At 62.3% G+C, this 14,628-nt stretch carries 20 protein-coding genes; 18 read left to right on the top strand and 2 right to left on the bottom strand.

Annotated elements, in window-relative coordinates; all coding sequences use genetic code 11:
• The first annotated feature begins 358 nt into the window (after nt 1–358).
• Complete coding sequence (locus KQ310_RS03495; protein WP_259720395.1) at nt 359–2,068, top strand: patatin-like phospholipase domain-containing protein; 1,710 nt, start codon at nt 359–361, stop codon at nt 2,066–2,068.
• On the opposite strand, the gene KQ310_RS03490 is transcribed toward KQ310_RS03495, so the two are convergent.
• Nucleotides 2,069–2,743: a Coq4 family protein gene (locus tag KQ310_RS03490; RefSeq protein ID WP_259720394.1), complete on the bottom strand. Its 675-nt coding sequence runs from the start codon at nt 2,741–2,743 to the stop codon at nt 2,069–2,071.
• Between the two features lie 108 nt (nt 2,744–2,851).
• Here KQ310_RS03490 and prfB point away from each other — a divergent pair.
• The 6 genes from prfB to KQ310_RS03460 all read left to right on the top strand — a co-directional run bounded on the left by prfB (nt 2,852) and on the right by KQ310_RS03460 (nt 6,963).
• A protein-coding gene (gene prfB, locus KQ310_RS03485) for a peptide chain release factor 2 (protein ID WP_399237539.1) occupies nt 2,852–3,995 on the top strand; the annotation gives its coding sequence in 2 pieces (ribosomal slippage) (nt 2,852–2,944 and nt 2,946–3,995; 1,143 coding nt in all).
• 120 nt (nt 3,996–4,115) lie between these two features.
• Nucleotides 4,116–4,298: a DUF3285 domain-containing protein gene (locus KQ310_RS03480; RefSeq protein ID WP_197158546.1), complete on the top strand. Its 183-nt coding sequence runs from the start codon at nt 4,116–4,118 to the stop codon at nt 4,296–4,298.
• 4 nt (nt 4,299–4,302) lie between these two features.
• Nucleotides 4,303–4,893, top strand: a complete 591-nt coding sequence (gene ybeY, locus KQ310_RS03475; protein ID WP_259720393.1) for an rRNA maturation RNase YbeY — start codon at nt 4,303–4,305, stop codon at nt 4,891–4,893.
• Nucleotides 4,894–4,985: 92 nt separating this feature from the next.
• The gene (locus tag KQ310_RS03470) at nt 4,986–5,408 is read left to right on the top strand and encodes a diacylglycerol kinase family protein (RefSeq protein WP_259720397.1); all 423 of its coding nucleotides are present in this window, start codon (nt 4,986–4,988) and stop codon (nt 5,406–5,408) included.
• Nucleotides 5,409–5,497: 89 nt separating this feature from the next.
• The gene (locus KQ310_RS03465; protein ID WP_259720392.1) at nt 5,498–6,121 is read left to right on the top strand and encodes an aminodeoxychorismate/anthranilate synthase component II; all 624 of its coding nucleotides are present in this window, start codon (nt 5,498–5,500) and stop codon (nt 6,119–6,121) included.
• Nucleotides 6,122–6,204: 83 nt separating this feature from the next.
• Entirely contained in the window at nt 6,205–6,963 is a 759-nt protein-coding gene (locus KQ310_RS03460; RefSeq protein ID WP_259720391.1) for an MBL fold metallo-hydrolase, read from the top strand.
• Here the strand turns inward: KQ310_RS03460 and KQ310_RS03455 are convergent.
• Entirely contained in the window at nt 6,947–8,149 is a 1,203-nt protein-coding gene (locus KQ310_RS03455) for a histidinol-phosphate transaminase (protein ID WP_259720390.1), read from the bottom strand. The genes KQ310_RS03460 and KQ310_RS03455 overlap by 17 nt on opposite strands.
• 110 nt (nt 8,150–8,259) lie before the next feature.
• Here KQ310_RS03455 and KQ310_RS03450 point away from each other — a divergent pair, with 110 nt between their 5' ends.
• From KQ310_RS03450 to mazF, 11 genes are all read left to right on the top strand, one after another.
• Nucleotides 8,260–8,838 carry a hypothetical protein gene (locus KQ310_RS03450; protein ID WP_399237545.1) on the top strand — a complete coding sequence of 193 codons (579 nt, stop codon included), beginning with the start codon at nt 8,260–8,262 and terminating at the stop codon, nt 8,836–8,838.
• The gene (locus tag KQ310_RS15945; RefSeq protein ID WP_399237542.1) at nt 8,753–8,929 is read left to right on the top strand and encodes a hypothetical protein; all 177 of its coding nucleotides are present in this window, start codon (nt 8,753–8,755) and stop codon (nt 8,927–8,929) included. Before KQ310_RS03450 ends, KQ310_RS15945 begins: the two co-directional genes overlap by 86 nt.
• Before the next feature lie 436 nt (nt 8,930–9,365).
• A complete protein-coding gene (locus KQ310_RS03445; protein ID WP_259720389.1) occupies nt 9,366–10,202 on the top strand; it encodes a site-specific integrase in 837 nt (278 codons plus the stop codon).
• Nucleotides 10,202–11,278 carry a transposase gene (locus KQ310_RS03440; protein WP_259720388.1) on the top strand — a complete coding sequence of 359 codons (1,077 nt, stop codon included), beginning with the start codon at nt 10,202–10,204 and terminating at the stop codon, nt 11,276–11,278. The genes KQ310_RS03445 and KQ310_RS03440 overlap by 1 nt, the downstream gene beginning before the upstream one ends.
• Before the next feature lie 343 nt (nt 11,279–11,621).
• Nucleotides 11,622–11,855: a DUF4160 domain-containing protein gene (locus tag KQ310_RS03435; RefSeq protein WP_259720387.1), complete on the top strand. Its 234-nt coding sequence runs from the start codon at nt 11,622–11,624 to the stop codon at nt 11,853–11,855.
• Complete coding sequence (locus KQ310_RS03430) at nt 11,848–12,108, top strand: DUF2442 domain-containing protein (RefSeq protein WP_259720386.1); 261 nt, start codon at nt 11,848–11,850, stop codon at nt 12,106–12,108. Before KQ310_RS03435 ends, KQ310_RS03430 begins: the two co-directional genes overlap by 8 nt.
• 108 nt (nt 12,109–12,216) lie before the next feature.
• Nucleotides 12,217–12,426 (top strand): hypothetical protein, encoded by a 210-nt coding sequence (locus tag KQ310_RS03425; protein WP_259720385.1) that lies wholly within the window; start codon nt 12,217–12,219, stop codon nt 12,424–12,426.
• Between the two features lie 6 nt (nt 12,427–12,432).
• Nucleotides 12,433–12,717: a GNAT family N-acetyltransferase gene (locus tag KQ310_RS03420; RefSeq protein ID WP_259720396.1), complete on the top strand. Its 285-nt coding sequence runs from the start codon at nt 12,433–12,435 to the stop codon at nt 12,715–12,717.
• A 142-nt stretch (nt 12,718–12,859) separates the two neighbouring features.
• Nucleotides 12,860–13,741: a restriction endonuclease gene (locus tag KQ310_RS03415; RefSeq protein ID WP_259720384.1), complete on the top strand. Its 882-nt coding sequence runs from the start codon at nt 12,860–12,862 to the stop codon at nt 13,739–13,741.
• A 150-nt stretch (nt 13,742–13,891) separates the two neighbouring features.
• On the top strand, nt 13,892–14,155 hold the full coding sequence (locus KQ310_RS03410) for an AbrB/MazE/SpoVT family DNA-binding domain-containing protein (RefSeq protein WP_259720383.1): 264 nt from the start codon (nt 13,892–13,894) through the stop codon (nt 14,153–14,155).
• Complete coding sequence (gene mazF / locus KQ310_RS03405) at nt 14,133–14,492, top strand: endoribonuclease MazF (RefSeq protein ID WP_259720382.1); 360 nt, start codon at nt 14,133–14,135, stop codon at nt 14,490–14,492. Before KQ310_RS03410 ends, mazF begins: the two co-directional genes overlap by 23 nt.
• Nucleotides 14,493–14,628 lie beyond the last annotated feature (136 nt).

Genomic DNA, 14,628 nt, shown 5'->3' with positions numbered 1-14,628 from the left:
CGTAGCGCAATTGATCTCAAGCATCAGGCGTCGCTGAAGCAAGATTGCCTTTGAGACCACGCCGAGACCGCATTGGGCGTTGGCATGGAGCGAGTTGGTTCGTTTTGCTCAAAACGGCCTATGTGCAACACGCTCCTAGGTACAGGGGCCTCCCGGCGCGACCGGCCCGCGATCAACTGCGCTGATCGACCTGAGCTGAAGACGATGGTCTAGTTACCCAGCCTGGAGGCTTTCAATCGGCCGTGAACCGTGCATTGCAGGGCGTGTCCCTCAAACTGGTGGCGCTGCACCTGCACCCGCAGCTCAACCTGCCCCCGCCGTCCCCGGACGGGGCCGCCCTGGGCCTCTGAGATCAACCATGTCGACCGAGCTTGTTGCGCTGCTGGCCGACGCCCTCTCGGGCTCCGGCCTGTTCGGGGGACTCGCGCCGGAACGGATCATGGCCCTGGGAGCCCAGCATGGATCCCAGGCGGAGGGCACGGTGCTGTTTCGGAAGGGGGATGTCGGCCAGCACGCCTACCTGATCATCAGCGGCATTCTTGGGCTGCATACCGGCGACATCAGCCATCCCACCGCCTTCTTCCGCAAGGTCGTGCCGGGAGAACTGGTGGGGGAGTACGGCCCCATCTGCGGCGAGCCCCGCTCGGCCACCGCCTTGGCCCTGACGGCCGTCGAGTACCTGCAGCTGAACCACAGCCAGCTGAAACAGCTTCTGCAGGAGGAACCCACGGTTCAGTCCCGTTTCATCAGCTCCCTGGCGGTAGCCGCCTCGATCGGCCGGAATCCCGGGCAGGCGGCCCTTGAGACGATTGTCATCCACGACGCCAGTCCGAACTCACCCCTCACCGCCACCGTCCGTGGGCAGCTACCTGATCAGTTACGCCGTTTCAGCAGCGATATCTCCAATCTCGATGGTCTGGCGATTCACATCGATGGCTGTGATGAGACGACCCTGCACAGCCGGATGGTTGAAGCCACCCACAAGGGGAAGCCGCAGGTGCTGTTCAACCAGGACCCCAGGGCGATCAGTCGTCGCAACTTGCTGCTGATCGATCGACTCCTGATCCTCTGCGACGGCAATGCGCCATCCATTGTCCTGCCGGAGGCCATGGATCGCGAGACCCTGCTGGTGCGCCTTTGGCCCAGCCATCAGGAATGCCCAAGCTCGCGGGACTGGGCGAGGAGCGCACCCTTTGCCCAGGTGCTCAATGTGCGGCCCCAGGAGCCCCGCCATCTGGAGCGGCTGGCCCGAGCGGTGGTGCGTCGTCAGAACGTGCTCGTGCTAGGTGGCGGCGGTGCCAGGGGATTCGCCCACATCGGCGTGCTCGCCGCCATGGAGAAACTGGGCATGAACGACCTGGATATGGTCATGGGCGTCAGTATCGGCTCTCTGGTGGCCTCCCTGGCCGCCTTTGAGAACACTGCTGCCGAGATCTTCTCCAATCTCGAACGGGTGATCATCAAGGCGCGGCCCTATTCCTTCACTCTGCCGCGCGACTCCCTGCTCACTCTGCGTAATTCCCGCCTGGCACTGGAGCGCTTCTTCGGTACAGCCCAGATGCAGGACAGTTGGCTGCCGCTGCGCTGCTTTTCGACCAATCTGTCCAACAACCGACTGCAGGCCTGGAGCAGTGGCGAGATTCCCAAGGCCGTGATCGCCAGCATGTCAGTGCCGGGGATCTTTCCCCCGATGGAAGACGCTCAGGGAGATCTCCATGTTGATGGCGGCATCCTCAACAACCTGCCGGTGGCTGAAGCAAGGAAGGCGAGCGACGGCCGCGTGCTGGCGGTCTCCCTCGACCCGGACCCCGATGCCGTGGCGGTGACGGGGGACTCGGAAGCGACCCCCCCGCGGGAGCGCCCCTCCATCGGACGCATGATCATCAACGCGATGATGTGCGGCTCCCATGCCGAGACCCAGGCCCAGGAGCGACTGGCCGACCTGATCCTGCGACCGGATATTGGCCGATTCCCCTTTCTGGAGTGGAAGCGCTATCGCGAGATTTATGCGGTGGGGTATCAGGATGCCCTGCGCGTGCTCAGCAAGGGCTGGCCTGGCAAGGTCTGATCAGGCAGGCATGGCGGGCTGATCAGGCAGCCCAAGGGTCTGGCGCCAGGCGAGCAGGGGCCGTTCCCAGTCGCATTCCCAGCGCTGGGCCAGGAGAGGTTGGGCCCGATAACCCAGCTGGTAGCCGTGGCCGATGCCGGCCAGCACTGTGCCCATCTGCTCGGGATCCTTTAGCAGGTAGCGCAGCAGCCCGCCACAGGTAATCACGGCAGCCATCGGTCGCCAGGTCTGGGCCAGCTCGAACGCTTTCAGGGCGATCTCGCCGACCCGGTCGGTGCCGAGGCCGGTCACCACATGCCAGATGTCATGGCTCTGTCGCATTCGCATCAGGATCCAGTCCAGATCGGTGACCACATCGACCTTGCGGTAGTAGTCAGGATCGAAGCCATGGTCCACGATGTGGCGTGCGACGGCATAGCCCAGGCTCTCCTCCGGCAACTGAATCAGGGCCTCCACATCAAGGGGGGGAGCCAGATAGCGAGCTTCCATCAGCTCACTCACCCCGGGCAACCCGGAGACCCGCTCCTGGAAGCTGTCCATCGCGCCGGCGTAGAGCAATCCATCTTCGATATCGAAGACAGACTCAGTCCCCTCTGGATTGCGGATCATCCCCACGACGCCGCTGAGGGTGCGCAGATAATGGATCTGGTGGCGCCTGTGAAGGTTCTCAGCCATCGCGCTCACGGCCCGGGGGGGCGAGACAGAGGATTGAAGCATTATCAAGCCGCCAGACCTCGGTGCATCGGGGCCACGGTGTGGCGTCCTCGCTGATACGGTCGCCCCATGCAACCTCCCTCCACGGTGCTCGACCTCACCGACTTCAAGCGCGATCTTTCAGAGCTCACCGACCGCCTGGGCAATGCCCAGGACTGTCTTTGACGTACCGGCCCTGAAAGCCCGCCAGCGCGACCTTGAGCAGCTGGCCTCCCAGCCTGATTTCTGGGACGACCAACAGGAGGCGCGCCGCCAGATGCGCCTGCTCGACGATGTGAAGAGCCAGCTTGAGCAGCTGGCCCGCTGGCGCGGCGCCGTGGACGACGCCGAAGCCACCCTGGAGCTGTACGGGCTCGAGCCTGACGACGACCTGCTGGAGGAGGCCAACAGCGGTCTCACCACCCTGCGTTCCGATCTGGACCGCTGGGAGCTGGAGCGGCTGCTCTCTGGCACCTACGACAAGGAGGGCGCCGTGATTTCGATCAATGCCGGCGCCGGCGGCACCGATGCCCAGGACTGGGCCCTGATGCTGATGCGCATGTACACGCGCTGGGCTGAAGACCACGGCATGAAGGTAACTGTGGACGAGCTCAGTGAGGGGGAAGAGGCGGGGATCAAGAGCTGCACGATCGAGATCGAGGGCCGCTACGCCTACGGCTACCTCCGCAACGAAAAGGGCACCCACCGGTTGGTGCGGATCTCGCCGTTCAACGCCAACGACAAGCGCCAGACCAGCTTCGCTGGTGTGGAGGTGATGCCGAAGCTGGATGAGGAGGTGAAACTCGACATCCCCGACAAGGATCTGGAGATCACCACCTCCCGTTCGGGTGGTGCCGGCGGCCAGAACGTGAACAAGGTGGAGACGGCCGTGCGGATCCTCCACATCCCCACAGGCCTGTTCGTGCGCTGCACCCAGGAGCGTTCCCAGCTGCAGAACAAGGAGAAGGCGATGGCGTTGCTGATGGCCAAGCTGCTGGTGATCGCCCAGGAGCAGCGGGCCTCCGAAATCGCCGACATCCGTGGCGACATCGTCGAAGCGGCCTGGGGTAATCAGATCCGTAACTACGTGTTCCACCCCTACCAGATGGTCAAGGATCTGCGCACCCAGCACGAAACCACCGACGTGCAGGGCGTGATGGACGGTGACCTGGACCCCTTCATCGAGAGCCTGCTGCACCAGGGGGTGGAGATGGCCACCGAAGCGCCGGACTGAGGCGCCGGACCGATGCGCCGGACTCAAGTGCCGGACTGAACCGTCCCGGCTCACGATCGGCGTCTGAAACGCCGACACTGAACAGGTGCAAACGAACGCTCTCCCGTCACCTTCCCCTTGATGCCGGATTCTTCACCAGACCCGCAGGCGCCACCGGCCAGTTTCGTGAAGCTGGCCATGCGCAACATGGTGCGCAAGGGACGCCAGAGCCTGGTGCACTTTGGCCTCACCGCCCTGGGCCTGTGCGGCTTTCTGGTGCTGATTGCCTGGCTGGGCCGGCCCACCCTGCCCCCAACGGGCTGACGCCATGCCCGCCGACTCCACCAGCGAGATCGACCCCAACGACCTCGACCTCGACCTGGCCTTCCAGGCGGACGACAGCCTGGACGCCGCCCTGCTGGCGGCAGCAGCGCCCCTGGCCGATGCCGTGGCTGGGCTGGAACCCTGGAGCGAGCACCTGGAGCGCTGGCTGGCGGAGCTGAGGCCGGAGCTGCCCGACACGTTGCAGGCAACGGCCTACAGCCTTGGACTCAGCCTCTGCAGCGATGCCGAGATCGCCGAACTAAATGCCTCCTGGAGGCAGAAGGATGGCGCCACGGACGTGCTTGCCTTCGCCGCCCAGGAGATCGCTGAAGGCGAACAGTTACCCGAGGTGCCCCTTCCAGCCGGAATGGAGCTGGAGGCCCTGGAGCTGGGCGACATCGTGATTTCGCTCGAAACCGCCGCCCGCCAGGCCGGTGAAGTCGGCCACACGCTGGAGCATGAGCTGCTGTTCCTGGCCAGCCATGGCCTGCTCCATCTGCTGGGCTGGGATCATCCCGATGAGGTCAGCCTCGCGGCGATGCTGGCCCGCCAGGAGCGCCTGATCAGGACTGGTCAGGCCGAAAACCGGCGGTAGGGTGCGCCCATCGACGCGTTGCCGGTACCGATGCCATGCAGGTTCCGCACGAGCCCCCCACCCTCACGCTCCAGCAGCCCAGCCGCCTGGCGATGAGCACGGAAGGCTCTCCCCGCAGCCGCAAACCGCGCCTGGGCGCCTGGACCGTGGCAGGGGATCTGCCCTCCAGCTTCCGCTATGCGGCCCAGGGCGTGATCTACGGCTTCCGCAGCCAGCGCAATTTCCGGATCCATGTGTGCACGGGGGGTGTGGTGTTCTCCCTGGGCCTCTGGCTCGGACTCAGCGCCGACCGGCTCGCGGTGCTGGTGCTCACGGTGGCGACGGTGCTGGTGCTGGAGCTGCTCAACACCGCCACCGAAGCCGTGGTCGACCTGGCGATCGGGCGATCCTTCCACCCCCTGGCCAAGATCGCCAAAGACTGCGCCGCCGCCGCCGTGCTGGTGGCGGCCCTGGCCTCGCTGCTTGTGGCCGGCCTGCTGCTGCTGCCGCCGCTGATGCTGAGGCTGGGCCTCTGAGGCTGGGCCCTGCCGAGCCATTCAGTTGCTGAGGCGGCAACGTTGAATGGGGCGATCGCTGCGGCGCCGGTAGGCGCCCGAAGTCTCCCATGCTGCTGGTCCTCGACAACTACGACAGCTTCACGTTCAACCTGGTGCAGTACCTGGGCGAGCTGGCGACGGACCATCCCCTTGCCGCTGAGCTGCGGGTGGAACGCAACGATGCCCTCAGCCTTGAGCAGATCCGGGAGCTCGACCCCGCCGCGATCCTGATCTCCCCCGGACCGGGTGATCCTGACCAGTCGGGCGTGTGCCTGGAGGTGTTGCGGCAGCTCAGCCCCACGGTGCCGACCCTGGGGGTGTGCCTGGGCCACCAGGCCATTGCCCAGGTGTATGGAGGGCGAGTGGTGCGGGCGGCGGAGCTGATGCACGGCAAGACCTCTCCGGTGCGCCATGGCGGCGAAGGGGTGTTCGCCGGCCTGCCCGATCCCCTCACCGCCACGCGCTATCACAGCCTGATCGCCGAGCGCGCCAGCCTGCCGGAGTGCCTGGAGATCACGGCCTGGCTGGACGACGGCACGATCATGGGCCTGCGCCACCGTGACCATCCCCACATCGAGGGGGTGCAGTTCCACCCCGAAAGCGTGCTCACCCAGAACGGCCATGCGCTGCTGGCCAACTTTCTGCGGCAGGCGAGCCTGCATCCGAGCAACCAGCGTCAGGCCAGTCGCTGAGCAGCCCGGGCAAACTGTTCCTCCGCCCCATCACTGCTAGTTTCGCGCCACGCAAGGGCCCTTGGGGCCGCCTCCCCCATCCCATGGCTGTTGCCGGTTTCCGCCGATTCCGCCCCCTGGCGACGCTCACGGCCACCAGCGTCCTGGCGGGAACCACCCTGGCGGGAGCGGCCCTCACCCCGGCGGCGCTGGCCGCTGGTGGGGTGACCATCACCAGCTATGGCCACAGCGCCCTGTTGATCCGTGGGGGTGGCGCCACCGTGCTGGTGAATCCGTTCAAGGCCGTGGGTTGCGCGGCGGGGCTGAGCGAGCCGCGGGTCGGCGCCGACGTGATCCTGGCCAGCAGCCGCCTGCTGGATGAAGGAGCCCCGGTGGCCAGCGGCCGCATGCTGGTGAGTCCGGGCTCCTATCGCGTGGCCGGCCTGCAGATCGAGGGGATCGCCGCACCCCATGACCGGGTCGGGGGCCGCCGCTTCGGGCAGGCCACCCTGTGGCGCTGGCAGCAGGGTGGCCTCACCTTCGCCCATCTGGGCGGCACCGCCGCCACCCTGGCCCCGGCCGATCGGGTGCTGCTGGGTACGCCAGATGTGCTGATCATCGGGGTCGGCGGTGGCGCGAAGGTTTATACCGGCGCCGAGGCTGCGGCGGTTGTGCGGGAACTGAAGCCCCGTCGGGTGATCCCCGTTCAGTACAACAACGGCAAGGAAAAGCCGGATTGCGACCAGGGCAGCGTGGAGCCCTTTCTGCAGGCCATGGCCGGGACCCCAGTGAAGCGGGTGGGCAGCAGTGTGACCCTGCCGGGCAAGCTCAGTGAGGGCACCGAGATCATGGTGATGCGCTGAGCTCGATGGCGGCATAGGCCGCCCAGAAGCACTGCATCTGGTCCAGCGTTCCAAGGCTCACCCGCAGGGAGCCATCGATCAGGGGCTTGCCCGCCATCGAGCGCACCAGGATGCCGGCTCGCCGCAACTCGGCCTCCACAACACCGGCATCTCCCTTGGGCCAGATCAGCAGATAGTTGCCGCCGTCCACGTGGTGGTGCACACCGGCCTCTTGCAGGCGCTGTACGAGCCAGTCCCGGGCCCGCAGCACTTCCGCCACATAGGCCTCCACATAGGGCTGGTCAGCCAGGGCGGCATGGGCGGCGGTCACGGCAAAGCTGTTGATGTCGTAGGGGCCGGTGACCCTGCTCACCCGGTCCACCACGGCTGCTGGCCCGATCGCGAAACCGATGCGCAGCCCCGCCAGACCGGCCGTCTTGGCAAGGGAGCGCAGCACCAGGAGGTTGGGGTGGGCCGCAAAGGGATCCGCGGCGCCGCTGGCCTGCAGCAGGAGCGGCAGCACGCTGTCGCCGGTGAAGGCCTCATAGAGCTCATCCACCACCACCAGGGTGTGGGGCGCCAGCGCCGCCAGCTCCAGGATCCGCTCCGGTGCCAGTCGGGTGCCGGTGGGGTTGTTGGGATTGCAGAGCAACAGGATGCGAGGCGGCGTCCAGCTCGCCTGGGCTTCATTGCCATCTGTATCACCAGCCGCATCGCCAGCCGCCGGTGGCTGAAGCGCGGCCCCTATCCCGGCCAGAGGGAACGTGAACGATGGCGCCTCGTAGGGAATCGCCTCGATCGCCATGCCCTGCATCCGGGCGCAGGGGGTGTAGTAGCCGAAGGTGGGGCTGGTGGTGAGCAGCCGGTCTCCTGCCGCGCCATAGGCCTGGAACAGGGCGTGGATCGCGGCATCCACGCCGTTGAACAGGCCGACCTGCTCGGGGGCGAGCGACCGGGCCAGTCCTGGAGTTGTGGCGCTGAGGTTGGCCACCACCGCCTCGCGCAGGCCGTCGTATTCGGGATAGATGGCGTAGCGGTCGGCGGGGATGGCGCGAATCGCCTCCACTACCCGGGGGCTGGGCCCCACGGTGTTCTCGTTGAAGTCGAGCCGCAACAGGCCGCGCCTGCCCTCCAGCGGGGCGCTGTAGGACTGCAGCGACTCCACCTCGGGCCGGGCCTGGGGACCGTCAGGCAGGCAAGGAATCAAGGCAGGGCGGGGCGACAACCGCAGCCAGCGTAGGGAGGCCTGATCGAGCGCTATCGGGAGGAACTGCAGGTGCGGCATTACGCCCGTCGCACGGTGAAAACCGATGAGCAATGGCTCAGGCGCTTTTTGAGGTTCCATCAACTGCGCCACCCACCCAGAACCAGGCGCTGGCGGCACTGCTGTTTCTCTACCGCGAGCTGCTGGAGCGGGACCTGGACTTGGAGGGGGTCGTGCGGGCTCGGACGCGTCAGCGGCTGCCGGTGGTGCTGACGCCGGAGGAGGTACGAGCAGTGCTGGAGCGACTGGACGGAGTGGAGGCGCTGCGGCTGCGGGTGCACGATCTGGATTTCGACCGACATGAGCCCACGGTGCGTGACGGCAAGGGCGGCAAGGATCGCCGCACCCTGCTCCCGAATCGCCTGGGCGATCAACTGCGGGGGCATCTGGAGGACGTGCGGCGGACCCATCGAGCGGATCTGGCTCAAGGCTGGGGGCGGGTGCTGCTGCCCCATGCGCTGGCCCGAAAGTATCCACATGCCTCTGTCGAATGGGGTTGGCAGTGGGTGTTTCCCCAACATCACCGCTGGTGTGATTCAGAAGGCTGTGCGACGTGCTGTGCTGGCGGCCGGACTCACGAAGCAGGCGACCTGTCACACGCTGCGCCACTCGTTTGCCACCCATCTCAATGACCACAATGATCTACACGCATGTGCTGAATCGTGGTCCACTGGGAGTCAGCAGCCCCGTAGACCTTCTGTAGCCCCTTCAACAGTGGGTTAACGGGTCCCAATAAACTGCCGAGATTTCAAGGTCTCCAGCAAAATGGACTGTCGTGACAGGGGTTTCACCCGTCACAGCTTTCCGGGAAAGCGTTTATCATGCCAGCTTGGGCTTTTTGGAGGCGGTTAACGGATCCGCCCATTCAGCGTTGAACTAAGCCGCTGCGCGGCAGATTCAAACAGCCAAGTATAGCCCGGAGTCTTTCGGCAGCATGGATAGTTTTGCTGAGGAGTCGATCAACTGAGGCTGGATGCTGGCCCTTGGCTGGCCGCCTGTGTTGATCAGCCAGAAGAGGAAGACACTGAGGAATGCGCATGCACTGATGCGCCGTGTTCCTTCATCTTTTCTCTAGGAGGATTGGCCTGTGGACCCTGCTGAGCAAGCACGCTTTGACAAGCTATTGGACGCGATGATACAGGCGATGCAACTGCATGGCTTGCGCGACAAGACCATTGACAGTTACAGGCGCACGCTCTATCGGGTGGCGGGACATTTTGCCCGCTGCCCAGATGATCTCACGCCTGATGAGTTGAAGCAGTACTTTGCGGCCCTGCTGGAGCAGTACTCATGGAGCACCATCAAGGTTGACCTATCAAGCCTGCAATTTTTCCATCGGTATGTGCTGGAGCGGGAGATGGAATGGATCAAGATTATTCGCCCGCCCCGCGTACGCAGCCTGCCGGACATTCCCACCAGGGAAGAAGTACATCGTTTGATCAACACGGTGCGCAAGTTGCGCTACCGAATCTTTCTGCTGGTGGTCTACAGCCTGGGCCTGCGGATCAGTGAAGGCCTGGCCCTGCAGGTGGCTGACATCGACGGTAGCCAGCGGCGCGTGCACATCCGAGATGGCAAGGGCGGCAAGGATCGCTATGTTCCCCTGCCAGCGTTGACTCTGCAAGCGCTGCGCCGCTTCTGGAGCAGCCACCGCCACCCACGACTGCTGTTCCCAAGTCCGGCCGGCAGTGCATTCATTGTGCGTATCGCCAGTGCACCGATGGACGCCAGTGGGGTGCAGGCAGCCCTGAGGGCAGCACGGCTGGAGTGTGGCATCGAGAAGAAGCTCACGGTGCACAGCCTGCGCCATGCCTATGCCACCCACTTGCTGGAGCAGGGGATGGACCTGCGCCTGATCCAGTCATTGCTGGGCCACAGCCATAGCAACACGACCGCCCGCTACGCCCACATCACCCAGGTGGTGCGAGATCACAGCAGTGATCGCATCGAGATGCTGCTCAGTGGATTCCAGCTGCGCTGGGAGGAGGGAGGCTGATGGTCCTCCTCTCATCTGTGGTGGAACGCCACCAGGATGCGCTCGAGCGGGCCCACGGCCACCAGTTGCTCCCCAGTCATCGCCAGGCGTTGCAGGCCATGCGGCGCTGCCGCCGCCAGGGGAGCGACCTGATGGTGCTGCAGTGCAGCGATTGCCTGAGCAGTGTCAAGATTCCCCATTCCTGCGGCCATCGCAGTTGCCCCCACTGCCAGCATCATGAAAGCCAACGCTGGATTGAAAGGCAGCAGGCCAAGCTATTGCCGGTTGAGTATTTCCTGGTCACGTTCACCGTGCCGGCAGAACTACGGCCACTGTTCTGGATACGGCAACGGACAACTTACGATCTGTTGCTGAAAACAGCATGGCAGACGATTGATTCATTCGCCCGTCGGGATCCCAGACTGAAAGGAATCACCGGAGCGCATGCGATCCTGCATACACACAGTCGCCGGCTTGACTACCACCCCCATGTTCACCTGATTGTCCCTGCCGGTGCCATCCATCAACAGAGACGAAGGCAAGCAGACGGAAAACAGTGGCGTTGGAAGGCCAGGGGATATCTCTTCCCTGTGGCCAATCTTGCCAAGGTCTTTCGCGCTAAATGGTTGGAGGGGATGCGGCGAGTGGGCTTGAGCGTGAACGCACCAATCCCGAGGGACTGGGTTGTGCACTGCAAGTCTATTGGCCAGGGTGAGAAGGCACTTGTCTACCTGGGTCGTTATCTCTACCGTGGAGTGCTGAGCGAGAAGAACATCCTCTCGGATCGAGATGGCATGGTCATGTTTCGCACACAGGACAACACAGGCAAGGAGATGATCCAGAGCGTCACAGGGGCAGAGTTCCTGTGGATGCTGCTGCGTCATGTGCTGCCCAAGCGGTTCCGGCGTGCCCGTGACTACGGCCTGCTGCATGCCAATCGCAAGGGGTTGCTGCAGGCGGTGCAACTGCTGCTGAGGGTGGTGCTACCAGAACCATGGCAGCCGGAGCCCAAGCCTCCCATCCGCTGTCCGCAGTGCGGAGGAGTGATGGAGATCGCAGCCGTGCGGGTTCGCCTGCTCAGACCCCCGTTGCGTTGAATCAGCAAAAGAATCCAAGGAGATACGCCGTAGCGATCAGAAAGCGACCACCAAGATGGTTGGTTCCAAAACAGAACTGACCTGCTGACCCGCCTGCGACCCTATGCTTCTGTGGTCAGCAGACAGATGAGCCCAAGGCATCGGCAGTAGGCCATTTCACCCAGGCCAAAAGCTAAAGTCAGCATTAAGGATGGCCTGATGTTTCTGCAGTAGGCCTAGAACCCCGGAGTTGCCGGCTTGTTCAACTTCGGATAAGATCGTGGCTGCGCACGATCTATCCATAATCGTTAGCTGCACAGGAAGGCCGCACCCAGTACTCTCGGAGTGATGGTGGCGATCACGGATGCCGACAATCCTCAGAAGCGGCCCGTACAGGTTCTACTTCTACAGTCACGAGCTAAATGAACCTCCTCATGTTCATGTTGATAGAGATCAGGCGTCATGCAAAGTTTGGCTCGCACCGGTCGCACTTTCCTCAAGCCTTGGTTTTAAGGCCAAAGAGCTGCATGAGATTGAACGGCTGGTCAGCATGAACAGAGCTATCCTGCTGAAAGCATGGGAGGAGTTTCATGGCTAACCCTGGCGAGCGGGTCACAGACGTTGCCTGCACGGAGGACAGGCTGACTGTCGACCTAGCTGATGGACGATCCATCTCGGTGCCTTTGGCTTGGTATCCGCGGCTTCTGCATGCAACCTCTCAGGAGCGTGAGAATTGGGAGATTGCTGGGGCTGGCTATGGAATCCATTGGCCTGATTTTGATGAGGACTTAAGTGTGGAAGGTCTACTTCGTGGAGCGCCTGCGCCCCAGGTCGAGACACTGGTCAGCTAACACCGCCATACACCAGAGCCGCCACCAGATGGATTGCATCTGCATTCCCAGCTCTATGCGGCCTGGTGATGGCGAGCGTTAGGCATACTGTCTCGTGAGGAGGAGGTCATGAGCGAGGTTGTCATCAGACATGTCGAGCAAGAGGACTACCAGCCGATCATCTCGGTCGTCGATGAATGGTGGGGTGGACGGCCGATGGCCGCCATGCTCCCCAAACTCTTCTTCGTCCACTTCAGCTCCACTAGCTTCACCGCCGTGGATGATGGTCAGATCGTAGGTTTCCTCATCGGGTTCATTTCGCAGACCTTTCCCGACTAAGCCTATATTCACTTCCTTGGCGTGCATCCCACACGCCGTGGAGAGGGGTTAGGACGACTCCTCTATAAGTCTTTCTTTTCCACAGTCGCCTCGCTTGGCTGTCGCACTGCTAGTTGCGTGACTGCTCCAGTCAATCGCAACTCGATTGCCTTCCATCGCCGCATGGGCTTCTCTATCCTCGACTCCGATTGCATGGTCGACGGCGTGCCCGTCGTTTTGGGCTATGACGGGGTGGGTGAAGATCGCGTGATCTTCACGAAAGATCTGGACACTCTCCTTGTCGACTGGTGATGCCCAACATCCAGATCCAGAATGCGGGAGCCGTATCCGCGGGTCAGTCCGATCAGCCCCTGCCCGCTTCTGATTTGGAGCGTTAGAAGTACAGGGGGGCTAAGCAGCCGGCCATCTACACTGACGAGGCATCCTGTTCTCGATGGCCAAGAAATCTCAAGCTGAATTCATTCGGTGGTTCGGCCCCTTACTTGATGCCCTTCGGGATCTTGGCGATTCAGGACGGCCAAGAGAAGTGTCTGCACGCATCTCAAAAAACCTCAAACTGCCTGATGAGCTGCTTGATCAGACACTCAAGTCAGGAGGAAGTAAGTTTCATAATCAGGTCGCCTGGGCAAGGCAGTATTTAGTATGGGAAGGACTCCTGGATTCATCTAAGCATGGAACATGGACACTTACAGAGAAGGGGCGTAATGCTCATCTTGGCGACAAGGAAGCACGAGATATCTTCCTGAAATGGGTTTCCATTCACGCTGATAATCGGAAGCAGAAACGAGACGTGCAGGAAGCTGAAGAGGAAGTGCCCCCGGCTGGAGCCACTTCAGAAGATCCAGAAGAAGATCAGAAGCTCGATCTTTTGAGCACCCTCAGGTCCATCAGTCCTACAGGGTTTGAGAAGGTCTGCAGAGAGCTTCTCAGGGAGTCAGGCTTTGAGAATGTTGAAGTCACAGGTGGCTCGGCTGATGGAGGCATCGATGGCTATGGAACACTTGAAATCAACCCATTCGTGAGCTTTAGAGTCCTCTTCCAATGCAAGCGCTACGCCAAGGGTAATCTTGTATCACGCTCTCAAGTGGGTGATTTCAGAAATACAATGCTTGGTCGAGCCGAGAAAGGAATCATCCTCACTACATCAGGGTTTAGCAATGCGGCCATCCAGGAGGCGAGCAGGGAGGGCGCACCTCAAGTCGAACTTGTCGACGGCGACAAATTGGTTGAGATGTTCCAGCGGGTTGAGCTGGGTGTATTCAAGCGAACTGTTTATGACGTAGACCCTGCGTACTTTGAGAAGTTTAAAGACTGACTTCTACCGAACAAGATTCAGCGGACGGGGGCAGAGATCCTATTCACTGCAATGTCCTTCATCCTGCCGCTGATCTTGGGCGTTAGAGAGATGGGGCGTAGGCAGCCGAGCCGAAGAGGGGGATAGTCTCTGTATAGCCGCCACAGAGGCATGCAGACCAAGGTTCAGAAGTGGGGAAACAGCCTGGGCGTGAGGATTCCTCGCGGCTTGGCTGAAGAGGTGGGTTTGGGTGCTGGCACCGAGGTCAGCCTCACCGCAAAGGACGGTGAATTGGTCCTGAGGCCCTCATTGCCTACCCGGCTCCGACTTCCGGATCTTCTTGCTGGCATCACGCCAGAGAACATCCACGCCTCGATTGATACGGGGATGCCGCGGGGGCCGAGTCTTTCTGATGTCGTCATCTTATGTGCCTGAGCGTGGTGATCTGGTGTGGCTAGAGTTCACACCACAGGCTGGAAGTGAACAGCGTGGAAGACGGCCAGCTCTCGTTCTATCGCCAAAAGCCTTCAACGGTAAAGTAGGACTCGCCTTGTTTTGTCCTGTGATATCGAAGATAATGGGATACCCATTCGAGGTGCAGTTACCTGATGGATATGGTGTGAGTGGAGTTGTCCTGTCCGATCAGCTGAAGAGCCTTGACGGGCGATCGAGGAAAGCTAAGTTGATCGAGCGTGTTTCCTCAGATGTAATGGCGTTGGTTGCTGCGAGGTTGTTATCTCTCCTGCAACCTGACACTCCTGCCACTCTCTAGGAGCCTGTCGCGCATAGATCACCGCCCGCATTCTCCACAGACGCCCCTGAATCTGCCCAGATCCCAGTGACTGCAATGGATCTGGCCGATAAGATGGGGCATGAGCAAGTCCAAGACCTTCCGGCCCTGGACTCCG

It is taken from the genome of Synechococcus sp. CS-1328, assembly GCF_025128095.1.
Classification (GTDB): Bacteria; Cyanobacteriota; Cyanobacteriia; order PCC-6307; family Cyanobiaceae; genus CBW1002.
This window is presented reverse-complemented; position numbering and strand designations above follow the sequence as displayed.

Bases quoted from the DNA above. Each gene is read 5' to 3' on its own strand.
- KQ310_RS03495 (WP_259720395.1), top strand. From the start codon at position 359: ATGTCGACCGAGCTTGTTGCGCTGCTGGCCGACGCCCTCTCGGGCTCC.
- KQ310_RS03490 (WP_259720394.1), bottom strand. From the start codon at position 2,743: ATGGCTGAGAACCTTCACAGGCGCCACCAGATCCATTATCTGCGCACC.
- KQ310_RS03480 (WP_197158546.1), top strand. From the start codon at position 4,116: ATGCCGGATTCTTCACCAGACCCGCAGGCGCCACCGGCCAGTTTCGTG.
- ybeY (WP_259720393.1), top strand. From the start codon at position 4,303: ATGCCCGCCGACTCCACCAGCGAGATCGACCCCAACGACCTCGACCTC.
- KQ310_RS03470 (WP_259720397.1), top strand. From the start codon at position 4,986: ATGAGCACGGAAGGCTCTCCCCGCAGCCGCAAACCGCGCCTGGGCGCC.
- KQ310_RS03465 (WP_259720392.1), top strand. From the start codon at position 5,498: ATGCTGCTGGTCCTCGACAACTACGACAGCTTCACGTTCAACCTGGTG.
- KQ310_RS03460 (WP_259720391.1), top strand. From the start codon at position 6,205: ATGGCTGTTGCCGGTTTCCGCCGATTCCGCCCCCTGGCGACGCTCACG.
- KQ310_RS03450 (WP_399237545.1), top strand. From the start codon at position 8,260: ATGGCTCAGGCGCTTTTTGAGGTTCCATCAACTGCGCCACCCACCCAG.
- KQ310_RS03440 (WP_259720388.1), top strand. From the start codon at position 10,202: ATGGTCCTCCTCTCATCTGTGGTGGAACGCCACCAGGATGCGCTCGAG.
- KQ310_RS03435 (WP_259720387.1), top strand. From the start codon at position 11,622: ATGCCGACAATCCTCAGAAGCGGCCCGTACAGGTTCTACTTCTACAGT.
- KQ310_RS03430 (WP_259720386.1), top strand. From the start codon at position 11,848: ATGGCTAACCCTGGCGAGCGGGTCACAGACGTTGCCTGCACGGAGGAC.
- KQ310_RS03425 (WP_259720385.1), top strand. From the start codon at position 12,217: ATGAGCGAGGTTGTCATCAGACATGTCGAGCAAGAGGACTACCAGCCG.
- KQ310_RS03415 (WP_259720384.1), top strand. From the start codon at position 12,860: ATGGCCAAGAAATCTCAAGCTGAATTCATTCGGTGGTTCGGCCCCTTA.
- KQ310_RS03410 (WP_259720383.1), top strand. From the start codon at position 13,892: ATGCAGACCAAGGTTCAGAAGTGGGGAAACAGCCTGGGCGTGAGGATT.
- mazF (WP_259720382.1), top strand. From the start codon at position 14,133: ATGTCGTCATCTTATGTGCCTGAGCGTGGTGATCTGGTGTGGCTAGAG.